Here is a 26,831-nt window from a genome sequence, read left to right as displayed (position 1 = left end):
TCCAGAGGCAAAAGAACTATATAATCCTTAGAGTTAACTGTAAGAACGATGATCAGTGCGCAGGTAACGATCTTGCCCTCATCAAGCTCTATTTCAACAGTTGTCTGCTCACCATTCTCTATTTTGGTGTTCCAGTCGATAGCGTTTTTGGAAAACTCCATAACAGCCCCCTTTTTGATAGTTTTTTCTTTTATAATACCATAATATCCGCTCTTTTGGGTGCATATTAGGTATAAATGTGGTAAAATGTACGGGCGATTAAATCTAGGGTAAATAGGTGCAAAATGACGTCAAAACTAGTGCTAAAAAGAGAAAAACCCTATCCTCTTGGGTGTTACATAGACTATGACAGGACATTGGTTGTCAGAGCTGTATTTGGCAAGAATGGATCCTGCGGTATCACTCTTTATCCTAGGGATGGAAGTGACAAACCGCTAAAGATAGAGATACCTTCGTCCTTTAAAAGAGGGGATATATATTCTGTCAGGGTTACAGGGATCAATGATATCGCATCATATGAATCCTACAACTATTTTGCTGATGAGGATGTATTTTGCGACCCTTATGCCAAGCAGTTCTTTGGTCTTGAAAAATTTGGAAAGGATGTACCAGATGATCAGATAAGAGCTAAGCTTGATAACAAGGCTGACTATAAGACTTCCAGGGACAGATTCGACTGGAAGGGAGATAATAATCTTTTTACTCCATATGAGGATAGTCTTATTTACCTTCTTCATGTGAGAGGATTTACAAAAAGCCCATCAAGTGGCGTTACGCCTTCAAAGAGAGGTACTTTTAAGGGAATTCTTGAAAAGATCCCATATCTTAAATCTCTTGGGGTTACAGCTGTTGAGCTGATGCCTGCCTATGAGATGAATGAGATTGAAAATCCCTACAAGAACTCAGATAAACGAAGCCTTGGTACCAATAGGCAAAAGAGCGAGCTTTTGTATTCAAAAGATGGAAGCATATCGAATAAAAACAGCGTTAAGCTTAATCTAAACTTCTGGGGATACAAAAAGGGCTTTTATTTTGCCCCAAGAACGGCATATTGTGAGAATCCGGATGATGCAGAAAATGAATTTAAAGAGTTTGTAAAGACAATGCATAAAAATGGCCTTGAGGTCATTATGCAGTTTTATTTTGATGAGCACGAAAATGGAACTCTTATAATGGATGCCCTAAGGTTTTGGCGCTGCACATATCATGTGGATGGATTCCATTTGAAGGGCAAGGTGATTCCCATAAGGCTTATTACAAATGAACCATTGTTTACTGATATCAAGATATGGAACGAATGGTTCAACTACGCTGATATCTATGAGGGAAAAGAGCCTCCTGTTCGCCTTCTTGCTGATTACAACAATGCCTTTTTATACAACTCAAGGCGCTTTTTAAAGAGCGATGATAATTCTGCTTCTGATTTCTTAAAGAGCATGATTGCTCAGGGTACAGATCATGGGATTATCAACTACATCTGTGACTATGAAGGATTCAGGCTGTTTGACCTGGTTTCCTATGAGCACAAGCACAATGAGGAAAACGGCGAAAACAACAAGGATGGTACAGATTATAACTTAAGCTGGAACTGCGGAATAGAAGGAAGGACCAGAAAGCACGAGATCCTGGACCTTCGAAAGAAGCAGATCAAAAATATCCTTACTATGCTGTTTTTATCACAGGGAACTCCTATGATCTTTTCTGGCGATGAATTTGGCAATTCTCAGGGCGGTAACAACAATCCTTATTGCCAGGATAATGAAACTGGCTGGGTTGACTGGAAATCCATGGACAAGAACCCGGATATTCTGGAATATGTTAAGTTCCTTATTGACCTTCGTTTTAAATACAGGATTCTCCATGAAAACAAGCCTTTTAGACTTATGGATCACTTATCTTGCGGATATCCTGATCTTTCCTGTCATGGAAGAGAAGCATACAGACCTGACCTTTCGGGATACTCACATTTGCTGGGAATACTGTTTTGCGGCCTTTATGAAAAGGACGAGCCATTTATATATGTGTGCTTTAACATGAACTGGACCAATCAGGAAATAGCTCTTCCCAAGCTCCCTGAGGGGCTGAAATGGGAAATTCTTGCAGACACTGATAACAGATGTCTCAAGTTAGAAAAGCCAAAGACAAAAGGAAAAGCATCTGATAGCCTGTTTACCTCTGAAAACCAGATGTTTACTGAGCTGATGGCTGACAGGTCCGTAAGGATATATATAAGCGAAAAAGATCCTTCTTTTTCAAAGAAAAATAAAGCAAAAAGGAAAACAAAATGAGCAGTATCGATGTAATTGAAAAGTTTTTAAGATATGTCAAAATAGACACTCAGTCTGATGATACAACAGGTACATCTCCTTCAACGGCAAAGCAGCATGACCTTGCAAAGCTACTTTATGATGAGATGAACGCAATTGGTGTTAGTAATGCCTTTTATGATAAAGACCACTGCTACGTTTACGGAGTTATCCCTGCTACTAAAGGGTATGAGAATGCTCCCAAGATTGGCTTTATTTCCCACATGGACACATCTGATGAGGTGAGCGGCAAGGATGTTAAGGCCAGAATAGTAGAGAAGTACGACGGAAATGATATAACCCTTAGCTCAGATGGAAAGGTCGTTCTTTCACCTGACAGCTTCCCTGAACTTAAAAATCACATTGGAGAAGATCTTATTGTCACAGATGGAACAACGCTTCTTGGTGCTGATGACAAAGCAGGAGTAGCTGAGATCATGACTATGGCTGAGACTCTCTTAACAGATGATAGCATCCAGCATGGTCCTATAATGATTGCTTTCACACCAGATGAGGAGATTGGAGAAGGAACAGCTTTCTTTGACATAGACAGATTTGGCGCTTCTTTTGCCTACACTGTTGACGGAGGTAAGCTTGGAGAACTTGAGTACGAGAACTTCAATGCAGCTGAGGGCGTAATTAAGGTTAATGGAAGAAGCGTTCATCCTGGTGATGCCAAGAACAAGATGATAAACGCATCTTTAATCTGCTATGAATTCCATTCACTTTTACCTGCATTCCAGAATCCTATGTATACAGAGAAAAGAGAAGGTTTCTTCCATCTTACTGAGATTACAGGATCTACTGAGTCTGCAACTGCTTCTTACATAATAAGAGACCATGATGAAGCTCTTTTCAACGAGAAAAAAGAACTGTTTAAGGCTGCTTCTGAGTTCCTTAACAAGAAATACGGCGAGGGAACTGTAGAAGTAACGCTTCGAGACCAGTACTACAATATGATCGAAAAGATAAGACCTCACATGCATCTTGTGGACAATGCCAAGAAAGTTATGGAGTCTCTTGATATTGTGCCTATCGATGTGCCAATAAGAGGAGGCACAGACGGAGCTTCACTTTCCTACAAGGGGCTTCCATGTCCTAACCTTTGCACTGGTGGCTACAACTACCATGGCAAATATGAGTATGCATCAGTTCAGGAAATGAGGAAGGTTGTTGAGATCCTCCTTGGACTTGCGAAAGTCTATAAAGATTTTAAGATTTGATGGAAAGAGTTTTTTGTAATGAGTATTAACGTTTTAAACAGTAGTAAAAATGATGTGACAGATGCTGAGAGCCTTCGCCAGCTGGACTATATCGAGCTTGCAAAACAGAAGGTATCTGCACTTGAAAAAGAGCTTGGAAGAAAGCTTAAAGCCTGCGTTGTAACCTTTGGCTGTCAGATGAATGCAAGAGATTCTGAAAAGCTCCTTGCCATACTTAAGCTTGCAGGCTATGAAGAAACAGATTCAGAAGATGCAGATTTTGTGATCTACAATACATGCACAGTAAGAGACAATGCAGACCAGAGAGTTTTTGGCCGGCTTGGTCAGTGCAGCAATCATAAAAAGAAAAATCCTCACATGAAGATAGCTATCTGCGGCTGTATGATGCAGGAGCAGGGAGCTGTTGAGAAGATTCAGAAGAGCTACAGATTTGTGGATCTTATTTTTGGAACACATAATATCTACAAATTTGCAGAGCTTTTAAATACATGCCTTGAGTCAGACAGGATGATAATTGATATCTGGAAAGAGACTGACAAGATTGTTGAGGACCTTCCGGTCTTTCGTAAGTACCCCTTTAAGTCAGGGGTCAATATTATGTTTGGATGCAACAATTTCTGCACCTACTGCATAGTTCCTTATGTGCGTGGAAGAGAGCGCTCAAGAGCTCCTAAAGATATCATCAGAGAGTGCGAGAAGCTTGCAGCTGACGGCGTAAAGGAAGTTATGCTCCTTGGCCAGAATGTTAATTCCTATGGCCTTGATTTTAAAGATGATGATCCTGGCAAGATCTCTTTTGCCCACCTTCTTGAGATGGTATGCGAGGTAGAAGGAATTGAGAGAGTAAGATTCATGACTCCTCATCCTAAGGATTTTTCAGATGAGCTTTTGGATGTTATCGCTAAAAATAGGAAGATAGCAAGGCATATCCATCTGCCTCTTCAGTCCGGAAACACTGAGATCCTACGGAGAATGAACAGGAAATATACAAAAGATGACTATTTAAACCTGGTTCAAAAAATCAGGACAAAGCTTCCTGATGTAGCCATCACAACAGATATTATCGTAGGTTTCCCTGGTGAGACAAAAGAGGCTGTAGATGACACCATCGATGTAGTTAAGAAAGCTCACTTTAACAACGCCTTCACTTTTATTTATTCAAAGAGAACAGGAACTCCTGCAGCATCATTTGAAGATCAGGTTCCTGAGGAACTTGTAAAAGAGAACTTTGACAGACTTCTTAAAGTTGTACAGGAGGAAGCAAAAGAGCAGACATTAAAGTATGGTGGACAGATTCAGCGCGTACTTATCGAGAGCGTAAATGACCATGATGAATCTCTTTTGACCGGAAGAATGAGCAATAATACACTGGTACACTTTCCTGGAAACAAGGAAATGATAGGAGAATTTGCTGATGTTAAACTCCTTGAGTGCCATGGATTTTACTATGTTGGGGAACTTATTTAAGTAAACTATAGAACAGGGGAATTTTGCCGTGGGAAACACCACGTTGTTAGACGAAGTAGATATAGAAAAAGTATCACCGATGATGCAGCATTACATCCAGACCAAGAGGGAGTACAAGGACTGCATTCTGTTTTACAGACTTGGTGATTTTTACGAGATCTTTTTTGATGATGCTCTTGTGGCATCCAAGGAACTTGAACTTACACTTACAGGTAAAGCCTGTGGACTTGAAGAGAGAGCGCCCATGTGTGGCGTTCCTTTTCATGCTGCAGAAAGTTACTTAAATAAACTGGTATCAAGGGGCTATAAAGTTGCGATCTGCGAGCAGATGGAAGATCCCAAGCTTGCGAAAGGCATTGTGAAAAGAGATGTTACAAGGATAGTAACTCCTGGAACAAACCTCAATATGCAGTCCCTGGAAGAGACCAAAAATAACTATCTGATGTGTATCTTTTACTCACCAGATACCATAGGTCTTTCAGTTGCAGATGTAACTACTGGTGATTTCTATCTTACAGAAGTTGACAGCCTTCGCAGCGTAATGGATGAGATCTACAAGTATTCACCCACAGAGATAATCTGTAATAACGCCTTTGAATTCAGCGGAGCTGATCTTGATGAGCTAAGAAACAGACTCCAGATTTTTGTTAATCCTCTGGACTCACACTACTATGACGAGGATCAGTGCAAGAAGCTCTTAATGAAGCATTTTAAGGTTTCTTCACTTATTGGCCTTGGAATAGATGATTTTCCAAACGGCATCGTGGCTTCTGGAGCGCTTCTTCAGTATCTGTATGACATGCAGAAATCTGAGATAAGTAATATTACCCATGTTTATCCTTATCTTACAAGTAAGTTCATGCTTCTTGACAGCTCCACAAGAAAGAACCTTGAACTTGTTGAAACCATGAGGGATAAACAAAAAAGAGGTACACTTCTCTGGGTTCTTGATAAGACAAAAACAGCCATGGGCGCAAGGCTTTTAAGGAGCTTTATTGAGCAGCCTCTTATCGATAAAAATGAGATCCTTTTAAGACAGACCTCTGTAGAAGCTCTTGTTAAAAATGTGGTAACAAGGGAAGAGATAAGGGAATATCTTGGCCCTGTCTACGACCTTGAAAGACTTATGTCCAAGATCGTATTTAAAACAGCTAACCCAAGAGATCTTTTGGCTTTTAGAAATTCAATCAGGATGATACCTGCAGTTAAACAGGCTCTTCTTGATATTGAAGGGGTTGAAGGGATCGATAAGATCTCGGAAAACCTTGATCCATTAAAGGATATCTTTGACCTTATTGATCAGTCCATTGTTGAGGAGCCTCCGCTTACTATCAAGGAAAGTGGCATCATCAAGGACGGCTTTGACAAAGACATTGACCACTTCAGAGAGGCTGGCACTAATGGTAAACAGTGGCTTGCAGGCATGGAAGAAGAGGAAAAAGAAAAGACAGGTATTAAGAACCTTCGAATCAAATACAGCAACGTTTTTGGATATTCCTTTGAAGTTACAAATTCCTTCAAGGACAAGGTTCCTGAGTACTTTATCAGAAAACAGACCCTGACAAACTGCGAAAGATATACAACTCCAAAACTTAAGGAACTTGAAGATACTATCCTTAACGCGCAGGATAAGCTAAATAACCTCGAGTATGAAATGTTCTGCAAGATAAGAGATTCCATCGCACTTGAGATCGACAGGATACAGTCAACAGCCAAGGCTTTGGCTCTTCTTGATGTATATGCTTCTCTTGCCTATGTGGCTGAGAGAAACCGTTACGTTAAGCCAACAATAAATGACAAGGGAATCATCAAGATAAAAAATGGTCGTCATCCTGTAGTAGAAAAAATGCTGGATACAGCGGATATGTTCATTGCAAATGACACGTATCTGGACAATAAAAAGCATTGTATTTCCATTATCACAGGACCTAATATGGCAGGTAAATCTACCTACATGAGACAGACAGCGCTTATAGCTCTAATGTTCCAAATTGGTTCATTTGTTCCCTGTGAAAGTGCAGATATGTGCGTAGTTGACAGGATATTTACAAGAGTTGGAGCATCTGATGATCTGGGAAGCGGGCAGTCAACATTCATGGTTGAGATGAATGAAGTTGCCAATATTCTAAGGAATGCAACTCCAAATTCACTTCTTATCCTTGATGAGATCGGAAGAGGAACATCAACCTACGACGGTCTTGCGATTGCCTGGGCTGTAACAGAGCACATCAGCAACCGCAAGATACTTGGGGCCAAGACCTTATTTGCCACTCACTACCATGAACTTACAGAGCTTGAAGGCAAGATGGATAACGTCAATAACTACTGCATTGCAGTTAAGGAAAATGGCGATGATATTGTCTTTTTGCGTAAGATAATTAAAGGCGGTGCTGATAAGAGCTACGGAATCCAGGTGGCTAAGCTGGCCGGGGTTCCTGACATGGTAATTGACAGGGCAAAAGAGATCGTAACAGAGCTTACTGACAACGACATTACTGAAAAGGTTCAGGCAATTGCCAGAGATAATAAGAGCGATAAAAAGGTCAAGGTTACTCATTACGATGATGTAGACATAGATCAGATGTCGCTATTTGATACAGTTAAGGATGAGGACGTACTTAAGCGCCTTGAGGAGATCGATATCACAACCTTAACTCCAATGGATGCGCTGAACACTCTTTATAAGCTTCAAAGTGATCTTAAGAACAGGTGGAAGAGCTAATGGCTATCATCAACGAACTTGATAAGAATACCATAGATCAGATTGCAGCAGGTGAAGTTGTAGAAAGACCTTCAAGCGTCGTTAAAGAGCTTGTTGAAAACTCCATAGACTGCGGTGCAACAGCTATTACTGTAGAGATCAAAGGCGGCGGAATTGAAATGATAAGAGTCACAGACAATGGCTCTGGTATTGAAAAAAGTCAGATCCGTAAGGCTTTTAAGCGCCATGCCACCAGTAAGCTAAAATCAATTGATGATCTCTATACCATTCATTCCCTGGGATTTAGAGGTGAAGCTCTTTCCAGTATTTCATCTGTTGCCCAGGTTGACCTCATAACCAAAACTGAGGAAGAGCTTGTTGGCACAAGATACTGCATAAACGGCGGTGAAGAAGCAGCCTTTGAGGATATCGGTGCTCCAAAGGGAACTACCCTGATAGTGAGGAACCTTTTTTACAACACACCAGCAAGAAAAAAGTTTCTTAAAACTGCCCAGACTGAAGCAAGCTACATAGGCGATGTAATGGAGCATCTTGCTCTTGATAATCCAACAATCTCTTTTCGCTTTATAAACAATAAAGATGATAAGTTCTCAACATCAGGAAACGGAGACCTTAAAGAGATCATTTACAGGATTTACGGAAGAGATATCTCTGTGAGCCTTATTCCCATAAAGGCTACAGAAGGCAGCATGACCCTTGAGGGATATCTTGGTGAGCCTGTTCTTAACAGGTCTAACAGAAATTTTGAGATATTCTTTGTAAATGGAAGATATATCAAAGATAAAGTCATGAGCAAGGCCCTTGAAGAGGGCTATAAAGAGTATCTTATGATGCACAAGTTTCCTTTTGCTGTGCTTCACCTTCGCATGGACCCTGCAGATGTAGACGTCAATGTTCATCCTGCCAAGCTGGAAGTTCGTTTTAACAACCAGGTGAAGCTCCATGAGTTCATAAGGCAGAGCGTAGAATCTGTTTTAAAGAATCATGAGATGATTCCGGATGCTCTTTTGTCAGAAAAAGAAGATAAGATAGAGGCCAGGAAAGAAGCCGAGGCTAAAGAGCCTGATAATGAGATAGTCAAGGAACCGGTACCTGAAAAAGAAAAGGAAAAAGCACCTGAGCCTTTTGAAACCTTAAGGTTTGAAGAGCACAAAATAAGTAGTGACACTCCCATATATGCCAAGGGAGTTAAGGAAAAGCCTGTAAAGATCGAGGATTCTAATAAATCGGCTGTCTGGACCAGAATTTTTGGAGACTCTGACGGATCAATCGCTGAAAAGAACGAACATCCTTCGCCTATAATAAAATCAGAGAATGCTATTGTAGTGGAGAAAAAGCCTGTACAGCTTGATCTGTTTGAAGAAAAGGTTCTTACAAGAGAAAACGTCAAAGACTACGAGATCCTTGGTCAGTTATTTGGTACTTACTGGATAATTGCCTATAAGGACAAAATGCTTTTGGTGGATCAGCATGCTGCCCATGAAAAGGTAAACTATGAGCGCATGATAAAGAGATTCAAATCGGGGGAAATGCTTTCCCAAATGGTGAATCCTCCTGTAATTGTGGCACTTACAAGCGCTGAAGAAGAGTTGTTTTTAAATTACAGGCAGTATTTTGAAAAACTTGGATTTAATATTGAAAATTTTGGCGGAAGAGAATATGCTATGAGAGCTATTCCGGTAGATCTGTTTGGATGTGAGAGTGAAAAAGATATGTTCATACAGATTTTGGATGAGCTGTCACATGAAACAAATCTGGACAGAACACCTGATGTTATCAATTACAAAATTGCCAGCATGGCATGTAAGGCATCAGTTAAGGGCAATACCAAGATGAGTGTACTTGAGATGGAAGCTCTTTTAGATGAACTTCTGACTCTTGATAATCCATATAATTGTCCTCATGGAAGACCGACCATTATATCTATGACCAAGTATGAGATTGACAAGAAGTTTAAGAGAGTTGTTGAGTAATGGAAAAACAAAGGCTTATTGTGCTGACAGGACCTACAGCTGTTGGTAAAAGTAAACTATCAATTGAGCTTGCTAAACAGATTGGCGGAGAGATAATCTCCGCTGATTCTATGCAGGTCTATAAATTCATGGATATTGGAACTGACAAGATAAGCCCTGAGAAAATGGGAGGAGTACCACACCATCTTATTGATTTCCTTGATCCCCATGAAGATTTTAATGTTTTTACTTTTCAAAAGCTTGCAAAGAAGGCCATAACTGAGATTGCATCAAGAGGACATGTTCCGATAATTGTTGGAGGTACTGGCTTTTACATTCAGGCAGTCCTTAAAGATATTGATTTTACTGAAACTGACGAGGATATGTCTTTAAGGCATGAACTTGAAGAGAGAGTAATAAGAGAAGGACCTGATGGCATCTACGAAGAATTAAAGATAGTAGATCCTGAATCAGCAAAGATAATACACGCGAACAATTCAAAAAGAGTTATTAGAGCTCTTGAATACTACAAAAAAACCGGAAGACCCATATCTGAGCACAATTTAGAGCAAAGTCAGAAGGACTCCATATATGATTTTACCTACTTTGTTCTGACGGACAAAAGAGAAACTCTCTACTCGAGAATTGAAAAAAGAGTTGATCAGATGATAGAAGATGGCCTTGAAGAGGAGTGCAAAAAGCTTCTTGCCATGAACATCCCAAAAACTGCAACTTCCATGCAGGGGCTTGGATACAGGGAGATGATAGGATATTTGAATGGCGAATACGACCTTGAAAGAGCTATATATCTGATAAAAAGAAACACAAGACATTTTGCCAAAAGACAGCTCACCTGGTTTAAAAGGGAGCAGGATGTAAACTGGATCGATAAAGAAGCCTTCGATCACAACGATGAACTAATAATGAAAGAGATGTTAAGGATTTATGGAAAGTAAGATTTACGAAGAACTTGGAATATCAAAAGAAGTATTTGAATTTGGACAAAAAATTCTCGATGGGCTCAAGGAAAGATTTGAAAAAATTGATGAAACTGCAGAATTTAACCAGCTCAAGGTTCTAAAAGCCATGCAGGAAAATAAGGTTTCTGAAGCCTGCCTTTTAGGAACAACAGGATACGGCTATAACGACCTTGGAAGAGAGACTCTTGAAAAGGTTTATGCCTCTGTTTTTCATACTGAGGATGCTCTTGTAAGACCTCAGATCACCTGCGGAACACATGCTCTTGCGCTGGCACTTATGAGTAACCTTCGCCCTTTTGACATTCTCTTTTCACCAGCTGGTAAGCCCTATGACACCCTTGAAGAGGTTATAGGAATAAGAGATTCAAAGGGCTCACTTAAAGAGTATGGAATTGATTATATCCAGACTGACCTTTTGCCTGATGGAAGCTTTGATTATGACAGTATTAAGGAAGTTCTTTTAAATAACGATAAGATAAAGCTTGCAACTATCCAAAGATCTAAGGGATATCAGACAAGACCTACATTTTCTGTTGAAAAGATCGGGCAGCTGATCAGGTTTATCAAGGATATAAGGCCAGATGTGATCTGCATGGTAGATAACTGCTACGGCGAGTTTGTCCAGAGAATTGAGCCTACAGATGTAGGAGCAGATATGGTTGTTGGCTCTCTTATCAAAAATCCTGGTGGGGGTCTGGCACCAATTGGCGGATACATTGCAGGAAAAAAAGAATGCGTCGAAAATGCTGCATACAGGCTTACTTCTCCGGGACTTGGAAAGGAAGTCGGAGCTTCACTTGGAATACTGCCAGCATTTTATCAGGGATTTTTCCTGGCACCTACTGTAACAGCATCAGCTCTTAAGGGAGCAATCTTTGCTGCAAATATTTATGAAAAGCTTGGATTTTCTGTGATCCCTAATGGCAGTGAGGAGAGATTTGATATCATTCAGGCAGTAACATTTGGTAAACCTGAGGGAGTCATTGCTTTTTGCGAGGGAGTACAGGCTGCAGCGCCAGTTGACAGCTTTGTAACACCTGAACCATGGGATATGCCAGGCTATGACGCTCAGGTCATCATGGCTGCTGGTGCATTTGTTTCCGGCTCATCAATTGAGCTTTCAGCTGATGGACCTATAAAAGAGCCTTACAGTGTATTTTTCCAGGGCGGACTTACCTGGCCTCACGCTAAGCTGGGTATCCTAAAGACGCTTCAAAGGCTTGTAGATAAAGGGATTGTTGTGCTACAATAAATTGATTATGGTTAATTATATTCTCTTTTCAGAGAATAATTTAAGGAGGCTGTTTTGGCTAATATATTTGGAATCGATCTTGGAACCAGCAATATCAAGATTTACAACAAGGATGAGGATTCTCTTACAGTCGAAAAGAATATGATCGCTATAGAGAACAAGACCAACATCTTTGCATATGGAAACTCTGCCTATGAGATGTATGAGAAGGCTCCTGATAAGATCAAGATATCTTATCCTTTAAATAGCGGCGTTATTGCTGATATTGAACACATGGAAACACTGGTAAAGCTCTTTGTGACAGATCAGATGAAGGGCAATGTCAAGCCTTGTGAGGTTTACATAGCTGTACCTAAGGATGTTACTGAAGTTGAGAGAAGAGCCTTCCACGACCTTATCAATGACGCTGGCATCAAGGCAAAAAAGATCATGATGGTTAAAAAGCCTCTTGCTGACGGCCTTGGAATGAATGTTGATGTAATGAATTCTCAGGGTGTTCTTGTAGTCAATGTTGGATATGATACAACTGAGATCTCAATCCTTTCGCTTCGCGGCATAGTAGTAAGTAAGCTCATCAAGGTTGGTGGCAAGAAATTTGATGAATCCATCAGAAACGTGATCCGTAAGGAATATGGACTTCTTATTGGCGAAAAGACTTCTGAGAATGTAAAGATGTCTCTCAAGGACCTTGAAAAAGAGGGAAAAGACGCTGTTGTTTATGGAAGAGATATTGTGACTGGACTTCCTGTAGAGCGCAAGATTCCTACAGATCTTATAAATCAGTCACTTCTTGAGAACTTCGACGCTATTTTGGATAACATCAAAACTGCACTTGAGAAGACTCCACCTGAGCTTGCTGCTGATATCTTCAAGCATGGCCTTTACCTTACAGGTGGTGCATCACAGGTTTGCCATCTTGCACAGCGCCTTTCAAACGGCGTTGGACTTAACGTAAATATTGCAGAAAATCCTGTTGGCTCAGTTGCCATGGGACTTGCAAAGATTATTAAGGAAGATCAGTATAAGGCTCTCGCATATGGAATCGAAGAGGACAAGTAAATGAGTCCTGTTATAAAGAGAAGAGGAGAAGAATTTACGCTTCCGAGTAAATATCTCCTCTTTATTTTAACTATCATTTGTATAGGAACCATCATTATAACTTTTAACACCAGCGTGTTTACTGGACCACTTAATTCATTTGCTGGTGTTTTTGTTGTGCCCTTTCAAAAGGGAATAACTACAGTGGGGACTTTTTTAAAGGACACAACTGACAAGCTCTCATCCATTACACAGCTTCTTGATGAAAATGAGAAGCTCAAGGCCCAGCTTGATGAGCTTACAATTGAAAACACTAATTTAGAGCAGGAAAAATACGAACTGACTGAACTTAGAAATCTATATGAGCTTGATGCGCAGTATGAGGACTATCAAAAGACTGGAGCAAGGATCATCTCCAAGGATGCAGGAAACTGGTACCATTCCTTTGTTATAGACAAGGGGTCAGATGACGGCATCCAGATAGATATGAATGTTATTGCTGACGGCGGTCTTGTTGGAAGGATAATTGATGTAGGTCCTGACTGGGCCAAGGTTCAGTCTATCATTGCGGATAATGCGTCCGTAAGCGGAATGGTTCTGTCATCATCAGATAATCTTATTGTCAGTGGAGATCTTGAACAGTACAGACAGGGATATATTACTTTCTCCAAACTCGTTGATGATGCAGACAAGGTAAGCATTGGAGATAAGATCGTAACTTCAAATATCAGCGATAAGTACCTTCCTGGTATACTTATTGGCTATATATCTACAATTGATGATGACTCCAACAACCTGACAAAGTCAGGAAAGATAACCCCTGCAGTTGATTTTGAACACATGAACGTGGTTCTTGTTTTGCTTGATCAGAAAAAGAACGTTCACTAAAGGATTTTTACAATATGAATATTAGACGTCTTTTGTTCAATTTCATATTTATCATTCTTTCATTCATACTTCAGACAACAGTATTCAGAGTCTTTGATTTTGGTGGTGTAACACCAAATCTTTTACTTATCTTTACAACTTCCACAGCCTTTATAAAGGGAGATAAGAGCGGCCTTGTTACTGGCTTTTTCTGTGGCCTGTTAGTTGATATTTTCTTTGGCTCTTATATAGGCTTTTTTGCGCTTATCTATATGTACATTGGATTTATAGTAGGTAAACTGCATGAGGTTTTCTTTACCCAGAACCTCGCAATTCCGATTCTCCTTATTATCATTTCTGACCTTGTGTTTGGGTTTGTGTGCTATGTTCTTATGTTTCTTTTCAGAACCAAGTTTAACATCGGATATTACATGACTAATATTATTATTCCGGAGATAGTTTATACCGCACTTGTGGCTATTTTCTATTATCCACTGATACTATCCATAAATAACTCCATTGATGAAAGAGAGCAAAGGAGCGCGAAGAAGTTTGTTTGACAGTTTTAAAGAAGAGATAAAAAAGTTCATAACTTCAAGAGCTGTCCTTGTATGTGCTGTTTTGGTCGCTCTTTCATGCCTTCTTGTTTACAGGCTCTTTTACCTGCAGGTTATAAACGGAGAAGTATATCTTGATGCATTTAAGCTCAAGATCAAGAAAGAGAAGACCATTGCCGCAGCACGAGGCAATATTTATGACAGAAAAGGTAATCTTCTTGCATATAATGAGCTTGCCAATTCTGTTACTATCGAGGACGTATATAAGTCAGGCTCAGGTAAGCACAAGGCCATAAACAATACTTTAAATACTCTCATCGACATAATCGAAGGCAACGGCGATAGTGTAGACCAGGATTTCAATATTATACTGGGCGAGGGCAGGAACTACGAGTTTACTGTTGAAGGCAATCAGCTTCTTCGTTTCCTGGCGGATGTTTATGGGCATTCTTCCATAAATGACCTTAAATATGAGGAAAAGACCAAGACTGCTGAAGAAGTTGTGGAGGATATGTGCAGGTCCTTTAAGATTGGCGATTATGAAGACCCTGACGACTCTTCAACCTTTGTGCCAGGTAAGGGCTATACAAAAGACAGAACCTTAAAGATTTTGAATATCAGATACAACATGAACCAGAACAGTTATCAGAAGTACATTGATACTACAGTTGCTTCCGATGTCAGTGATCAGACTGTAGCTGATGTTATGGAAAATTCTGATGTTCTTGAAGGTGTATCCATCGAAGAAAGCACTGCCAGAAAATATGTTGATTCTAAGTATTTTTCACAGCTGCTTGGATATACAGGTAAGATTTCCGAAGATGAGCTTGCTGAGCTTTTGCTTCAAAATCCCAGCTATGGACTAAATGATACTGTTGGTAAATCAGGTATTGAGCAGTCTATGGAAAGCGTTCTTCAGGGCACTAAGGGTTCTGAAACAGTTTACGTAGACAATACCGGACAGGTAATTGAAACAAGTAACTATGTGGACTCTGTAGCTGGTAATGACGTTTATCTTACTATTGATAAAGACCTGACAGAAGCTTGCTACAATATTATTGAACAGTCCCTTGCAGGTATTCTGGTTTCAAAAATACAGAATGTAAAGTCATATACTTTTACGTCCACATCAAGCTCCAGCAATATTGTCATTCCTATCTATGATGTTTATTTTGCTATTTTTGACAATGACGTCCTGGATATCAGCCATTTCAATGCAAATGATGCTGGCGAAACAGAAAAAGCTATCTACGAACAGTTTGTAAATAAGAATGAAAATGTATTAAATGAGCTGACACTTGAACTGACTGATAAAAAGACTCCTTATGAGAATCTCTCAAAAGAATATCAGTGGTATATGAGCCATATAGCAGCAATGCTTTACTCAGATGGAATTATTGATTCGTCACTTGTTGACAGAGATGATTCTATGTACATTGCATGGACCAAGGATGAGACTATATCTCTTGCTGAGTATCTTAAGTATACAATTGCTGTTAACTGGGTAGATGTATCCAAGCTCAGTATTGATAACCAATATGCTGATTCTGAAGAGATTTTTGATCAGATAGTTAAGTATATTATCGACTCATTATCAGAGGACTACGATTTCCAGACAAGGCTGTATAAATATCTTTTACTGGATGGATATATTTCAGGAACTCAGGTTTGCAATGCGCTTCTTGAGCAGGAAGCAATAGAAGTTGATCCTCAGGAGCTTGATATATGGCAAAGAGGCGGTGAAAGTGCATATACATTTATGGTAAACAGGGTATCAAACCTTGATATAACACCAGCTCAGCTTGCACTTGATCCATGTACCGGCTCAATGGTTGTAACTGACGTAAACACTGGTGATGTCCTTGCCCTTGTATCTTATCCGGGATACGATAATAACCTTATGGCAAATGGCGTTGACGCAGCATATTACGCAAAGCTTAGAAGTGATAACTCAAACCCTTTGTACAACTATGCAACCCAGCAAAAAACAGCGCCTGGTTCTACATTTAAGATGGTTTCATCAACCGCTGGACTTATGGAGGGAGTTATTACTACAGATTCTGTAATATACTGCGGAGGTCAGTTTGATAAGTTAAATCCCGCTCCTAAATGCTGGATACATCCAAGAGGTCACGGAGGACTTAATGTAACTGGCGGTATCAGAAATTCTTGCAATGTATTTTTCTATGAGGTTGGTTACAGGCTTGGACTTGTAGGCGGTAACTATTCTCCAGACCTTGGTCTTGAAAAACTTGCTACATACGCAGATATGTATGGACTAACAGAAAAATCCGGAATTGAGATTGCCGAGTCAGAACCCCAGGTATCTGATCAGGACGCTGTAAGATCTGCCATTGGACAGGGTACTCATTCATATACAACGGTAGGACTTGCGAGATATGTCACAACAGTTGCCAATAATGGTACCTGCTATGATCTTACTCTTATTGATAAAACAACTGATTCAAGCGGTAACCTTCTTGAGGATTATAGCGCTGCTGTAAGAAATACCATTGATATGCCTCAGTCTTACTGGAATGCAATACATACCGGTATGAGACAGGTTGTTCAGGATAAGACATACTATTCAAATCTTGGGGTGCAGGTAGCTGGTAAGACCGGTACTGCGCAGGAATCAACTAACAGGCCTAACCATTCGCTTTTTGTATGCTATGCTCCATATGAAAAGCCCGAGATTTCTATTGCTACACGTATTGCTTATGGCTATACATCAAGCTACGCAGCACAGATCACAAAAGAGGCTTTATCCTATTACTTTGAGCTTCGTGATGAAGATGATATCATATCTGGAACCGCCCAGACACTTCAGGATGGAGCGACAAACGCGGATTAAGGAAACATATGAATTACATAAAGAAATACAGGATCATCAATTACGATTTTATGCTCGTGATCATGGTGATCGCTCTTACAACAATTGGAATAATGGCAATCAGTTCTGCTGATCCTTCCTCAAGGAACAAGCAGATCGCTGGTATGGTTGGCGGTATCATTGCCATGGTGTTTATATCACTTTTGGATTATCTGTGGTTTACAAGGCTTTTTATCCTTGCTTACCTGGCCAATCTGGTACTTCTTGGCCTTGTGTTATCACCACTTGGCAGTAGTACTAATGGCGCACAAAGGTGGATAAACCTCTTTGGCATTACCTTTCAGCCCTCTGAGACAGCTAAAATATTATTGATTTTATTTTATGCTCAGTTTATTATGAGATATAAGGACAAGGTAAAAACTCTAGGTTTTGTCTTTGTTTGTCTGCTTTTTTTGGTAGCTCCTCTGGGGCTGATTGCATCTCAACCAGATCTGTCGACCTGCATCATGGTAATGATCATTTTTTCTACAATGTTATTTGTGGCAGGTATCAACCTAAAGATAGTGGGAGTTGTACTGGGAACAGCGATACCGCTAGCTTTGTTTGTTATCTACAATGCAGTTCAGGGCGACAGCAGTATTTTACACGAATATCAGCAGAGACGTATCCTTGCATGGCTTCATCCAGAAGATTATGCCAATTCAGATGCTTATCAGACACTAAACTCAATGATGGCAATTGGCTCAGGACAACTCTATGGTAAGGGATATAACACCAATGAGATCAGTTCTGTACTAAACGGAGGATTTATTTCTGAATCCCAGACAGACTTTATTTTTACTGTTATTGGAGAAGAATTTGGTTTTGTGGGAGCTTGCCTTGTTGTTGGACTGATTCTTTTGATAGCCATCAGATGCTTTATGATATCTAGAAGAGCAACTACTAAGGCAGGAGAGATAATTGCAGCAGGAGTTGGAGCCTGGATAGGATTCCAGGGCTTTTTGAACATGGGTGTTGCTACAGGCGTAATGCCTAATACCGGAATTCCGCTGCCTTTTGTCAGTTATGGACTAACATCACTTATAAGTGTTTATGCGGGTATAGGCTTTGTTCTAAATGTCAGATTGCAAAGCAATAAATAATTACAGGGAGGGTATAAGTTACATGAATATCGCACTTATAGCACATGACGCAAAAAAGAAACTTATGCAGAATTTCTGTATAGCATACAGGGGTATATTAAGTAAGAATGATCTATATGCTACAGGCACTACAGGAAGACTTATAGAAGAGGTAACAAATCTTTCAGTACACAAATATCTTGCTGGACATCTGGGGGGATCTCAGCAACTTGGTGCTGCTATTGAGCACAACGAAATTGACCTTGTTATCTTTCTTCGTGATCCACTTACAGTTAAGTCACATGAACCTGATATCAACAATGTTATGACTTTATGTGATATGCACAATATTCCTGTAGCAACTAATCTTGCTTCAGCTGAACTGCTAATTAAATCACTAGACAGGGGAGATCTTGAGTGGCGTGAAATGTACAAGTAAGCTGCTTTCAGTTTTTTTTGCTGTTAGTTTATTGACTATAAGCATTACTGGTTGTTCTGGAATATCTTATTCTTCTAAATATCAGGTAAGTTCCTCATCATCTGGAAATAGAGAAGATCAAATCTATCCTACATTTGCCTCGGATCTGTGTGTTGTAGACACAGATATTACAAGTTCTGATGTATCTCTTTCAGAACAGGCAAGTGCAGGACTTTTTGACTTGAATAGAAAAGAAACTTTATATGCCAAAAACGTTAATCTTCAGGTACAACCTGCCAGTCTTACAAAGATCATGACAGCATATGTGGCACTAAAATATGGTACCCTTGACCAGGTACTTGTAGCAGGCTCTGATGTTTATGTAGATGAAAGCGGAGCACAGAAGATAGGCCTTAAAGAAGGAGACAGGATGACTTTGGATCAGGCTCTAAGGCTCCTTCTTATCTATTCTGCTAATGACGTTGCAAATCTAATAGCTTCTAATGTTTCTGATTCCATCGAAGGATTTGTAAATCTAATGAATACAGAAGCAAAGCGAATTGGAGCTACTAATTCCCATTTTGTTAATCCTCACGGACTTACAGCAGATGAACATTATGTTACAGCCTATGATATGTATCTTATATTCAATGCAGCTATGGAATATGATACTTTTAGCGAGATTATCAACATGACAGAATATAACACTACATATCTTGATGCTAAGGGCACATCAAAAGAGGTTTCTGTAGCCAATACAAATGCATATCTTAGAGGTGATCAGTCAATGCCTCAGGGTGTTACAGTCATAGGCGGAAAAACAGGAACAACTACAGCTGCAGGACACTGCCTGATACTGCTTGCGAGAGATGTTAGCGGAAACCCTTATATCTCAGTTATCATGCGTGATACAGACAGCGGATCCCTTTATAATGATATGACTTCTTTGCTGAATGAAATTGCAGGTTGAGGTTGTCTTTTACCACCTAATAACTTATAATTAATCTATAAAATTTCTACTTGCAGGAGGGTATGCCGATGGTTCAGTTAATTGTTGGGAAAAAGGGAAAGGGAAAGACAAAATGCCTCTTAGACAAGGTTAACACCGAGGTGAAAAACGTTCTTGGAAGTGTTGTATTTCTTGACAAGAACACCAAGCACATGTATGAACTTAATAATAAGATCCGTTTGATCGTAGTAACTGATTTTTGTATTTCAAATCCTGATGAATTTATTGGATTTGTCAGTGGTATCATTTCACAGGACCATGATCTCCAGCAAATGTATTTCGATAGTTTCCTTAAGATCTCTTGTCTTGAAGGAGCTGATATAACAGCAACAATAGACAAACTTGATAAGCTCAGCGAGAAGTTCGGAGTTGACTTCGTTCTTAGCCTCTCACTTGATGAGTCTGAGCTTCCTGAAGCTGTTAAGTCAAAAGTGGTGATTTCACTTTAATTAAAAATGATTATCCTATAAGCCGCGGCTATCCGCGGCTTATATTCTGAAAATATATATAAGGATTTATTTCAATGGCTAATTCTGGTAATCCAAAAGTTACCAAATATCCCAAAAACATAAATAATATAAATATCGGAATGGTATTCTTTGCTGTAATGGCAATTTATATCATTATCAGTGTTATCACGTATTTTCGAAGGGATCATATAGTTGGATATGAAGTAATGGAGGGAGCTCTTTCCACCAACAATATCTATGATGCTGTTGCAGTAAGAGATGAAAAGATCGTCGAAAGTGACACTGCAGGCTATGTCAATTACTTTGCTACCGAAGGTGGCAGAGTAGCAGTTGGAAATCTTGTTTATACAGTGGATGAATCCGGACAGCTCCTTGATTATCTTAAATCTCAGGGGTCTGAAGAAGTTTCTTTAGGTGAAGAAGACCTCGCTGAGCTTAGAACACAGATAGTCAATTTCGACAGCTCTTTTGACCCGCTTGATTTTCATACTGTTTACGATTTTAAAGTAAGCCTTGATGGTACTGTTCAGAAGCTATCCAATAACTCAGTTCTTTCAAATATACAGTCACTTAATGCAAATAGTGGAACACTTCAGTCCATCAATTACAAATATGCTCCTGATACGGGTATTGTCGTTTATTCAACTGACGGATATGAAGACCTGACTCTGGAAAAAATGAATTCAGCAGTTTTTGATAATTCAACCTATGAAAAACATCAGCTGATAAACAATACACTTGTAAAGGCTGGGGATCCGGTATATAAGCTCTGTACAAGCGAAGAATGGTCTGTGATCATTGAAGAGGATGATGAAAAGAAGGTACAGGAGCTGTTGGATCTTGAATACGTAAAGGTTCGCTTCATCAAAAACCAGGACGAATCCTGGGGTAAAGTTAGTGCCTATACTAACGCAGATGGTGAGAGCTTTGTTCAGCTTACATTTACAAATTCCATGATAACCTTCTGCAGAGACAGATTTCTTAATATCGAGCTCATTACAGAAGATGATACTGGTCTGAAAATACCTAATTCTGCTATTGTAGACAAGAATTTCTATCTTGTACCCAAGGACTATGTTATTAAGAATAATGACAATTCCACAGCAGTTTTAAGGGTAAAATACGATGAACAGGGCAATGAAACATCTGAGATTGTAGCTGTATCCATTTACAACGAAACAGAGACAGTTTTCTATCTTGATACAGATACGTTAAGATCCGGTGATACTCTGATAAAAACAGACAGTAATGATAGATTTACCGTAAGTAAAACCGATTCTCTCATTGGTGTTTATAATATCAATAAGGGTTATGCAGACTTTAGACAGATAAGTATTTTGTACCAAAATGAAGAATATTCTATAGTCCGTTCTAATACCACGTACGGTCTTAATGTATATGACTACATTGTTCTTGATTCTACTACGGTGGATGCTAATGCCAAATCTGCTCAGGAAAACGCTACATCAGGCAGTTCCATAGATAGCGGATCTGGCAGTGATTCTGCAACTGAGGAAACACCTGATTCTGTAGAAGATCCTGACTCCACTAACAAGGAATCGGAAAACCTTGAAGAAATAGAAGCCACGGGTTCAGAAGAAAGCTCAGAAAATAGTTCTGAAGGAAATTCAAGTGATGAACAGGGAAACTCAAATGAAAATTCTTCAGCAGAAGGTGACAGCGTTGTCACAAATTGAGAGATGTAATTTTAATTCGCATATTTACTGAGAAAATTGTTACAAAAATTTGACAGAGGGTTATAGTTTGCGATAAAATCTAGATGATTGTTGGGATATTTTTTATGAGGAGTATTTAATAAAATGAGTTTTGTGGATAAATTTTTAACAGCTATTCAGCTTAATGGGGATGAAGATCAGGGATATTATGACGAACCTGATGATTCTTTTACTTCCAAGGTAGAATCGATCAATAATCAGGCTCCCATTGGAAAAGATGATCCAAGTATTGAGGTTAAGGAAGAGAAAAAGCCTGCGAAGGTAACTCCAAGACCTAAGAAATCTTTATCAGCAGCTGGCATGGAAGTTTGCGTTATCAAGCCCACTTCAGTTGAAGATGCAAGAGAGATCACAGAGACACTTCTTGCAAACCGTACAGTAGTACTTAATCTTGAAGGCCTTGATGTTGATATTGCGCAGAGGATCATTGATTTTACTTCTGGTTCATGCTTCGCAATATCCGGTAATCTTCAAAAGATTTCAAGATATATTTTCATAATCACACCTGCTTCAGTAGATATTTCAGGTGATTTCCAGAACATTTTGAATGGTACTTTTGGCGGAGGAATCTCCGAAGGACCACAGCAGATCGATTAAAAATACAGGCTGTTGACATGTAGAATTACAGTCAACAGCTATTTTTATGAATTGAGGAATAAAATGGATAATAGATTAACTGTAAATTATAATAATAAGCCCTGTTATGATATTGTATTTACTACTGATTTTTCAGCTCTTAAGGACGAAATATTAAACCTTGGATTTGAGCACAGAAAGACAGCAATCATCACAGACACCAACGTTGAAAAGCTCTATGCAAATGAAGTATTAAATGCACTCAATGATGATTTTGACACTGTTGTCACATATGCAATACCAGCTGGTGAAGAACATAAAAACCTTGATGAGATCAGAAAAATATATGATTTTCTGATGGAAAGACATTTTGACAGACATGACCTTCTTCTTGCACTGGGAGGTGGCGTCGTTGGTGATATGTGCGGCTTTGTGGCTGCAACTTATTTAAGAGGTGTTTCTTTTATCCAGATTCCTACGACACTTCTTTCACAGACAGATAGCAGCGTTGGAGGAAAGACTGGCGTGGATCTTGGCGGTGTTAAAAACATGGTTGGTGCATTCTACATGCCAAGACTTGTTTATATGAACGTTTCAACTTTGAATAGTCTTGACGATCGTCAGTATGCTTCAGGATTTGCTGAAGTAATGAAATATGGACTTATTAAAGATGAAAGCTTCTACACATGGCTGATTGATAATATGTATGAAATCAGTGATAAAGATCCAGAGGTAGTTCTTGAAATGGTAAAGCACAGCTGTGATATTAAGAGGGCAGTTGTAGAAAAAGATCCTACTGAAAAAGGCGATCGAATGCTTCTAAATTTTGGTCATACTCTTGGTCACGCCATTGAAAAACATAAGAATTTTGAGATGCTCCACGGTGAATGTGTAGCACTTGGATCTATTGCTGCTGCATTTATTTCATGGAAAAGAGGTCTTCTTTCAATGGAAGAGTACTATGAAATAAGAGACATGTTTGTGCCTTTTAATCTTCCAATTTCAGTTGAAGATATTGATAAAGAAGCTGTTCTTGATATAACAAGATCTGACAAAAAAGCAGATTCTGATAAGATCAAATTCATTCTTCTTAAGAAGATTGGCAAAGCCTTTGTAGATGATTCTGTTACAAGACAGGAGATGGATAAGGCTCTTGATGAGATCATTTACATTGAGACTAATGATTAAAAGAAATAGAAAAAGGACCAGTTTGTTATGAATAAAATGTCAAAAAAGAAGAAAATCTTTTTAATAGTAGATGTTATTTTGGTTATACTTCTTGTAGCTTTAGACCAGTTTACCAAGTATCTTGCATGTGAGTATCTTCAGGATAAACCTGCTTTTAAGATAATAGATGGTATTTTAGAGCTTAATTTCCTGAAAAACAGCGGCGCTGCATTTGGAATGCTTCAGAATCAAAAAGTCTTCTTTATTTTAGTAGCAGTTCTTATACTTTTGATCATAGCATATGTTCTTTTTAGAATGCCTGATGATAAAAAATATAATGTTATGCATTTCCTACTTGTTCTTATAGCAAGTGGAGCAGCTGGAAATATGATTGACAGAGTAAGACAGGATTATGTTGTTGATTTTATTTATTTTGTTATCATAAATTTCCCAATCTTTAATGTTGCAGATATTTATGTTACGGTTTCAACATTTCTTTTTGTGATCCTGTTCCTGTTTTATTACAACGAAAATGATTTTAGTTTTCTTAGCTTCAAGCAGCAGAAGAAATTTAGAGAATTCAAATAATGGATGAGTATAAAGCTTTTGATTTTACTGTTACAGATGAATATGAAGGAATGAGGATTGATAAGCTTATAAGTGAACTTATAAGCGATCTTTCTCGTTCATATATCCAAAAGCTTATTGATGACAAATTGGTTACCTGTAATGGAAAAACAGCAAAATCAAGCTTGAAAGTATCTGAACTTGACCAAATACATATGGATATTCCGCCTCTGGTAATGCCAGAAATACTGCCACAGGATATACCACTTGATATTCTATATGAAGATAATGATGTAATTGTTATTAACAAACCAAAGGATATGGTTGTGCATCCGGCTGCAGGGCACTACGAGAATACCCTGGTAAATGCGGTAATGTTTCATTGCAAAGATAATCTCTCTGGAATCAATGGAGTATTAAGACCCGGTATTGTACACAGAATTGATAAAGATACCACAGGATCTGTGATCATCTGCAAGAACGACAGCTCTCATCAGTTTATTGCTGACCAGCTTAAAGTGCATTCAATAAACAGAGTATATCATGCCATTTGTTATGGAATAATTAAAGATGATGAAGGCGATATTGATGCGCCAATTGGCAGAAGTACTACTGATCGAAAGAAAATGGCAGTTGTAAGTTCCGGTGGAAAAAACGCTTTTACTCATTTCAAAGTTTTAAAGCGTTTTGAACAGGATAATTTCACTTATATTGAGTGCAGACTAAAAACCGGAAGAACTCATCAGATTAGAGTACATATGGCTCATATTGGCCATCCTCTTTTAGGTGATGAGGTGTATGCTTCAGGAAGAAAGTCAAAATTCAACACAAACGGACAGTGTCTTCACGCAAAGACTCTTGGATTTATACATCCTACAACCAAAGAATACCTTGAGATTGATGCACCGCTTCCAGAGTATTTTTCTCATTTGATTGAGGTCCTCAAATAGTATAAAATATAAGTAGTAAACATAAAGGAGAATTGCCCTATGAATACTATTATTACAGTAGGAAGACAATTTGGCTCAGGTGGTAGAGAAATAGGCGAGTTGGTAGCGCAGCATTTTGGGATCAAGTGCTATGACAAGGAGCTTCTTAGCAGAGCTGCCAAGGAGAGCGGATTCTGTGAAGAAATGATACAGAATCATGATGAAAGACCAACTAATTCTTTTTTATACAACCTTGTAATGGATACATACTCATTTGGCTATAATGCTTCCAGTTTTGTTGATATGCCCATCAGCCATAAGGTTTTCCTTGCACAGTTTGATACAATTAAAAAGATTGCTGATGAAGGCCCATGCGTTATAGTAGGACGATGCGCAGATTATGCTCTTTCTGATTATGACAATGTTTTAAATCTCTTTATTTACGCTGATGAGGATGCCAAGATAAGAAGGATCAAAGAGCGTTTTGAGGATGTTAAAACAGATGATCAGGCAAAAGACATGATGAATAAAAAGGACAAGCAACGCCAGAGCTATTACAATTACTATTCCTCAAAGAAGTGGGGAAGAGCAGATAGCTACGATCTTTGCATCAATTCTTCAAAGCTTGGTATAGAGGGTACTGTTAAATTTATAATTCAGTATATTGAGGACTTTGAGCAGCTTAAAAAGTGATCATTAGGATAAAATGTATGATTAAAACTTTCAGATAACAAGAAGTTGTCTGGAAGTTTTTTTCTTATAACTTAAATTTTTATTATTTTTTAATCGTTTGAAAGAATAATATGTGTTATATTTAAGCCAAATAAATGTATTTGTCCGCAGAATGGACTCTGCGCAGATTTTTCAAGGAGGAAAAGCTATGGCAAATGGTGTAAGTAGCGGTATTAACCAATTATTTACTGGCAAAGAACCAGCAAATATCAGAAGCGGAACAATAAGCAAAAATGCCCGCACCCCAGCAAAGGCAGTGGCCAAGGATACATCTTCTATAAAGAATCCTTTTGGCGAAAGCGTAAAATTTGAGCTTTCCCCTGAAGTTGAGATGTATGGCAGAGTTGTAGATCTTTTACAGAAAAAATATGACAATGCAGATGTATTTGTCGCTGGACCTGATGATGATCCATCACAGATTGGTGGCGATCTTGAATACAGCATCATATTATCTGAAGATGAGATGAAACTGCTTGCTTCAGATGATCCAGGAGACAAAGATGCAAAAGATAAGCTCCTTGGTCAAATAGATGATGCCATGAAGATGGTTTCAGATCTAAGTAATAAGATATCAGAGAACACTGATGACAAGGATGAGATTTCGAACTTCGGTATTTCTTTTGGAAAAGACGGAAAGTTAAATTTCTTTGCTGATATGAATGGCAATTCATATAATGGTGCATCTGTAGATGATCTTATTAATAGTATTGTATCTAATAGAGTAAAAGAATAAATATTTGAAATACTATCAGGCTCCCTGCTTTTTGCGGATAATCAAACTTGTTGAGGGTTTGCCGTCTTAAATGAGGGTCTAACTTGAGGGTTTGACTCTAAATAAGACCGACTTGTTGAGGGGCAAACTTGAGGGTCTGATACTTTGAACAACGATTAAGGGATAAGGTTATGATA

The 26,831-nt window shown here is 38.9% G+C and carries 22 protein-coding genes; all 22 read left to right on the top strand.

Annotated features, from left to right (window positions below):
- Window positions 1-284: 284 nt before the first annotated feature.
- On the top strand, window positions 285-2,288 hold the full coding sequence (locus tag J6I68_RS08835) for an alpha-amylase family glycosyl hydrolase (protein WP_292219735.1): 2,004 nt from the start codon (window positions 285-287) through the stop codon (window positions 2,286-2,288).
- Window positions 2,285-3,529, top strand: coding sequence for a peptidase T (pepT, locus tag J6I68_RS08830; RefSeq protein ID WP_292219733.1), 1,245 nt, complete (start codon window positions 2,285-2,287; stop codon window positions 3,527-3,529). The genes J6I68_RS08835 and pepT overlap by 4 nt, the downstream gene beginning before the upstream one ends.
- Window positions 3,530-3,547: 18 nt before the next feature.
- Window positions 3,548-4,996, top strand: coding sequence for a tRNA (N6-isopentenyl adenosine(37)-C2)-methylthiotransferase MiaB (gene miaB / locus J6I68_RS08825; protein WP_292219730.1), 1,449 nt, complete (start codon window positions 3,548-3,550; stop codon window positions 4,994-4,996).
- Between the two features lie 79 nt (window positions 4,997-5,075).
- On the top strand, window positions 5,076-7,718 hold the full coding sequence (gene mutS / locus J6I68_RS08820) for a DNA mismatch repair protein MutS (RefSeq protein WP_292219738.1): 2,643 nt from the start codon (window positions 5,076-5,078) through the stop codon (window positions 7,716-7,718).
- Window positions 7,718-9,691: a DNA mismatch repair endonuclease MutL gene (gene mutL / locus J6I68_RS08815; protein WP_292219728.1), complete on the top strand. Its 1,974-nt coding sequence runs from the start codon at window positions 7,718-7,720 to the stop codon at window positions 9,689-9,691. Before mutS ends, mutL begins: the two co-directional genes overlap by 1 nt.
- Window positions 9,691-10,626 (top strand): tRNA (adenosine(37)-N6)-dimethylallyltransferase MiaA, encoded by a 936-nt coding sequence (gene miaA, locus J6I68_RS08810; protein WP_292219725.1) that lies wholly within the window; start codon window positions 9,691-9,693, stop codon window positions 10,624-10,626. The genes mutL and miaA overlap by 1 nt, the downstream gene beginning before the upstream one ends.
- On the top strand, window positions 10,616-11,902 hold the full coding sequence (locus J6I68_RS08805) for a methionine gamma-lyase family protein (RefSeq protein WP_292219723.1): 1,287 nt from the start codon (window positions 10,616-10,618) through the stop codon (window positions 11,900-11,902). The genes miaA and J6I68_RS08805 overlap by 11 nt, the downstream gene beginning before the upstream one ends.
- A gap of 54 nt (window positions 11,903-11,956) precedes the next feature.
- On the top strand, window positions 11,957-12,961 hold the full coding sequence (locus J6I68_RS08800) for a rod shape-determining protein (RefSeq protein WP_292219721.1): 1,005 nt from the start codon (window positions 11,957-11,959) through the stop codon (window positions 12,959-12,961).
- Window positions 12,962-13,828, top strand: a complete 867-nt coding sequence (mreC, locus tag J6I68_RS08795; protein ID WP_292219719.1) for a rod shape-determining protein MreC — start codon at window positions 12,962-12,964, stop codon at window positions 13,826-13,828. It begins immediately after the preceding gene.
- 14 nt (window positions 13,829-13,842) lie between these two features.
- Entirely contained in the window at window positions 13,843-14,367 is a 525-nt protein-coding gene (gene mreD / locus J6I68_RS08790) for a rod shape-determining protein MreD (protein WP_292219716.1), read from the top strand.
- Window positions 14,360-17,218, top strand: a complete 2,859-nt coding sequence (locus J6I68_RS08785; protein WP_292219713.1) for a penicillin-binding transpeptidase domain-containing protein — start codon at window positions 14,360-14,362, stop codon at window positions 17,216-17,218. Before mreD ends, J6I68_RS08785 begins: the two co-directional genes overlap by 8 nt.
- 8 nt (window positions 17,219-17,226) lie before the next feature.
- Window positions 17,227-18,339 carry an FtsW/RodA/SpoVE family cell cycle protein gene (locus J6I68_RS08780; RefSeq protein WP_292219710.1) on the top strand — a complete coding sequence of 371 codons (1,113 nt, stop codon included), beginning with the start codon at window positions 17,227-17,229 and terminating at the stop codon, window positions 18,337-18,339.
- 22 nt (window positions 18,340-18,361) lie between these two features.
- Window positions 18,362-18,757, top strand: coding sequence for a methylglyoxal synthase (mgsA, locus tag J6I68_RS08775; RefSeq protein WP_120741813.1), 396 nt, complete (start codon window positions 18,362-18,364; stop codon window positions 18,755-18,757).
- A complete protein-coding gene (locus tag J6I68_RS08770) occupies window positions 18,741-19,706 on the top strand; it encodes a D-alanyl-D-alanine carboxypeptidase family protein (RefSeq protein ID WP_292219707.1) in 966 nt (321 codons plus the stop codon). The genes mgsA and J6I68_RS08770 overlap by 17 nt, the downstream gene beginning before the upstream one ends.
- Before the next feature lie 68 nt (window positions 19,707-19,774).
- The gene (locus tag J6I68_RS08765) at window positions 19,775-20,194 is read left to right on the top strand and encodes a twitching motility protein PilT (RefSeq protein WP_292219704.1); all 420 of its coding nucleotides are present in this window, start codon (window positions 19,775-19,777) and stop codon (window positions 20,192-20,194) included.
- A 74-nt stretch (window positions 20,195-20,268) separates the two neighbouring features.
- On the top strand, window positions 20,269-21,912 hold the full coding sequence (locus J6I68_RS08760) for an HlyD family efflux transporter periplasmic adaptor subunit (protein ID WP_292219701.1): 1,644 nt from the start codon (window positions 20,269-20,271) through the stop codon (window positions 21,910-21,912).
- A gap of 123 nt (window positions 21,913-22,035) precedes the next feature.
- On the top strand, window positions 22,036-22,548 hold the full coding sequence (locus J6I68_RS08755) for a cell division protein SepF (RefSeq protein ID WP_292204343.1): 513 nt from the start codon (window positions 22,036-22,038) through the stop codon (window positions 22,546-22,548).
- A gap of 63 nt (window positions 22,549-22,611) precedes the next feature.
- A complete protein-coding gene (aroB, locus tag J6I68_RS08750; protein WP_292219699.1) occupies window positions 22,612-23,715 on the top strand; it encodes a 3-dehydroquinate synthase in 1,104 nt (367 codons plus the stop codon).
- 27 nt (window positions 23,716-23,742) lie between these two features.
- Window positions 23,743-24,282, top strand: coding sequence for a signal peptidase II (gene lspA / locus J6I68_RS08745; RefSeq protein WP_292219696.1), 540 nt, complete (start codon window positions 23,743-23,745; stop codon window positions 24,280-24,282).
- Window positions 24,282-25,211, top strand: coding sequence for an RluA family pseudouridine synthase (locus tag J6I68_RS08740; RefSeq protein ID WP_292219694.1), 930 nt, complete (start codon window positions 24,282-24,284; stop codon window positions 25,209-25,211). Before lspA ends, J6I68_RS08740 begins: the two co-directional genes overlap by 1 nt.
- 39 nt (window positions 25,212-25,250) lie before the next feature.
- Entirely contained in the window at window positions 25,251-25,883 is a 633-nt protein-coding gene (locus J6I68_RS08735) for an AAA family ATPase (protein ID WP_292219691.1), read from the top strand.
- 187 nt (window positions 25,884-26,070) lie between these two features.
- The gene (locus J6I68_RS08730) at window positions 26,071-26,655 is read left to right on the top strand and encodes a DUF6033 family protein (RefSeq protein ID WP_292219688.1); all 585 of its coding nucleotides are present in this window, start codon (window positions 26,071-26,073) and stop codon (window positions 26,653-26,655) included.
- Window positions 26,656-26,831 lie beyond the last annotated feature (176 nt).

Origin of the sequence: Butyrivibrio sp. (assembly GCF_017940685.1) — a bacterium.
Taxonomy (GTDB): domain Bacteria; phylum Bacillota; class Clostridia; order Lachnospirales; family Lachnospiraceae; genus Butyrivibrio.
Note: the sequence above shows the minus strand (reverse complement) of the source record. Positions and strands in the feature narration are given on the sequence as shown.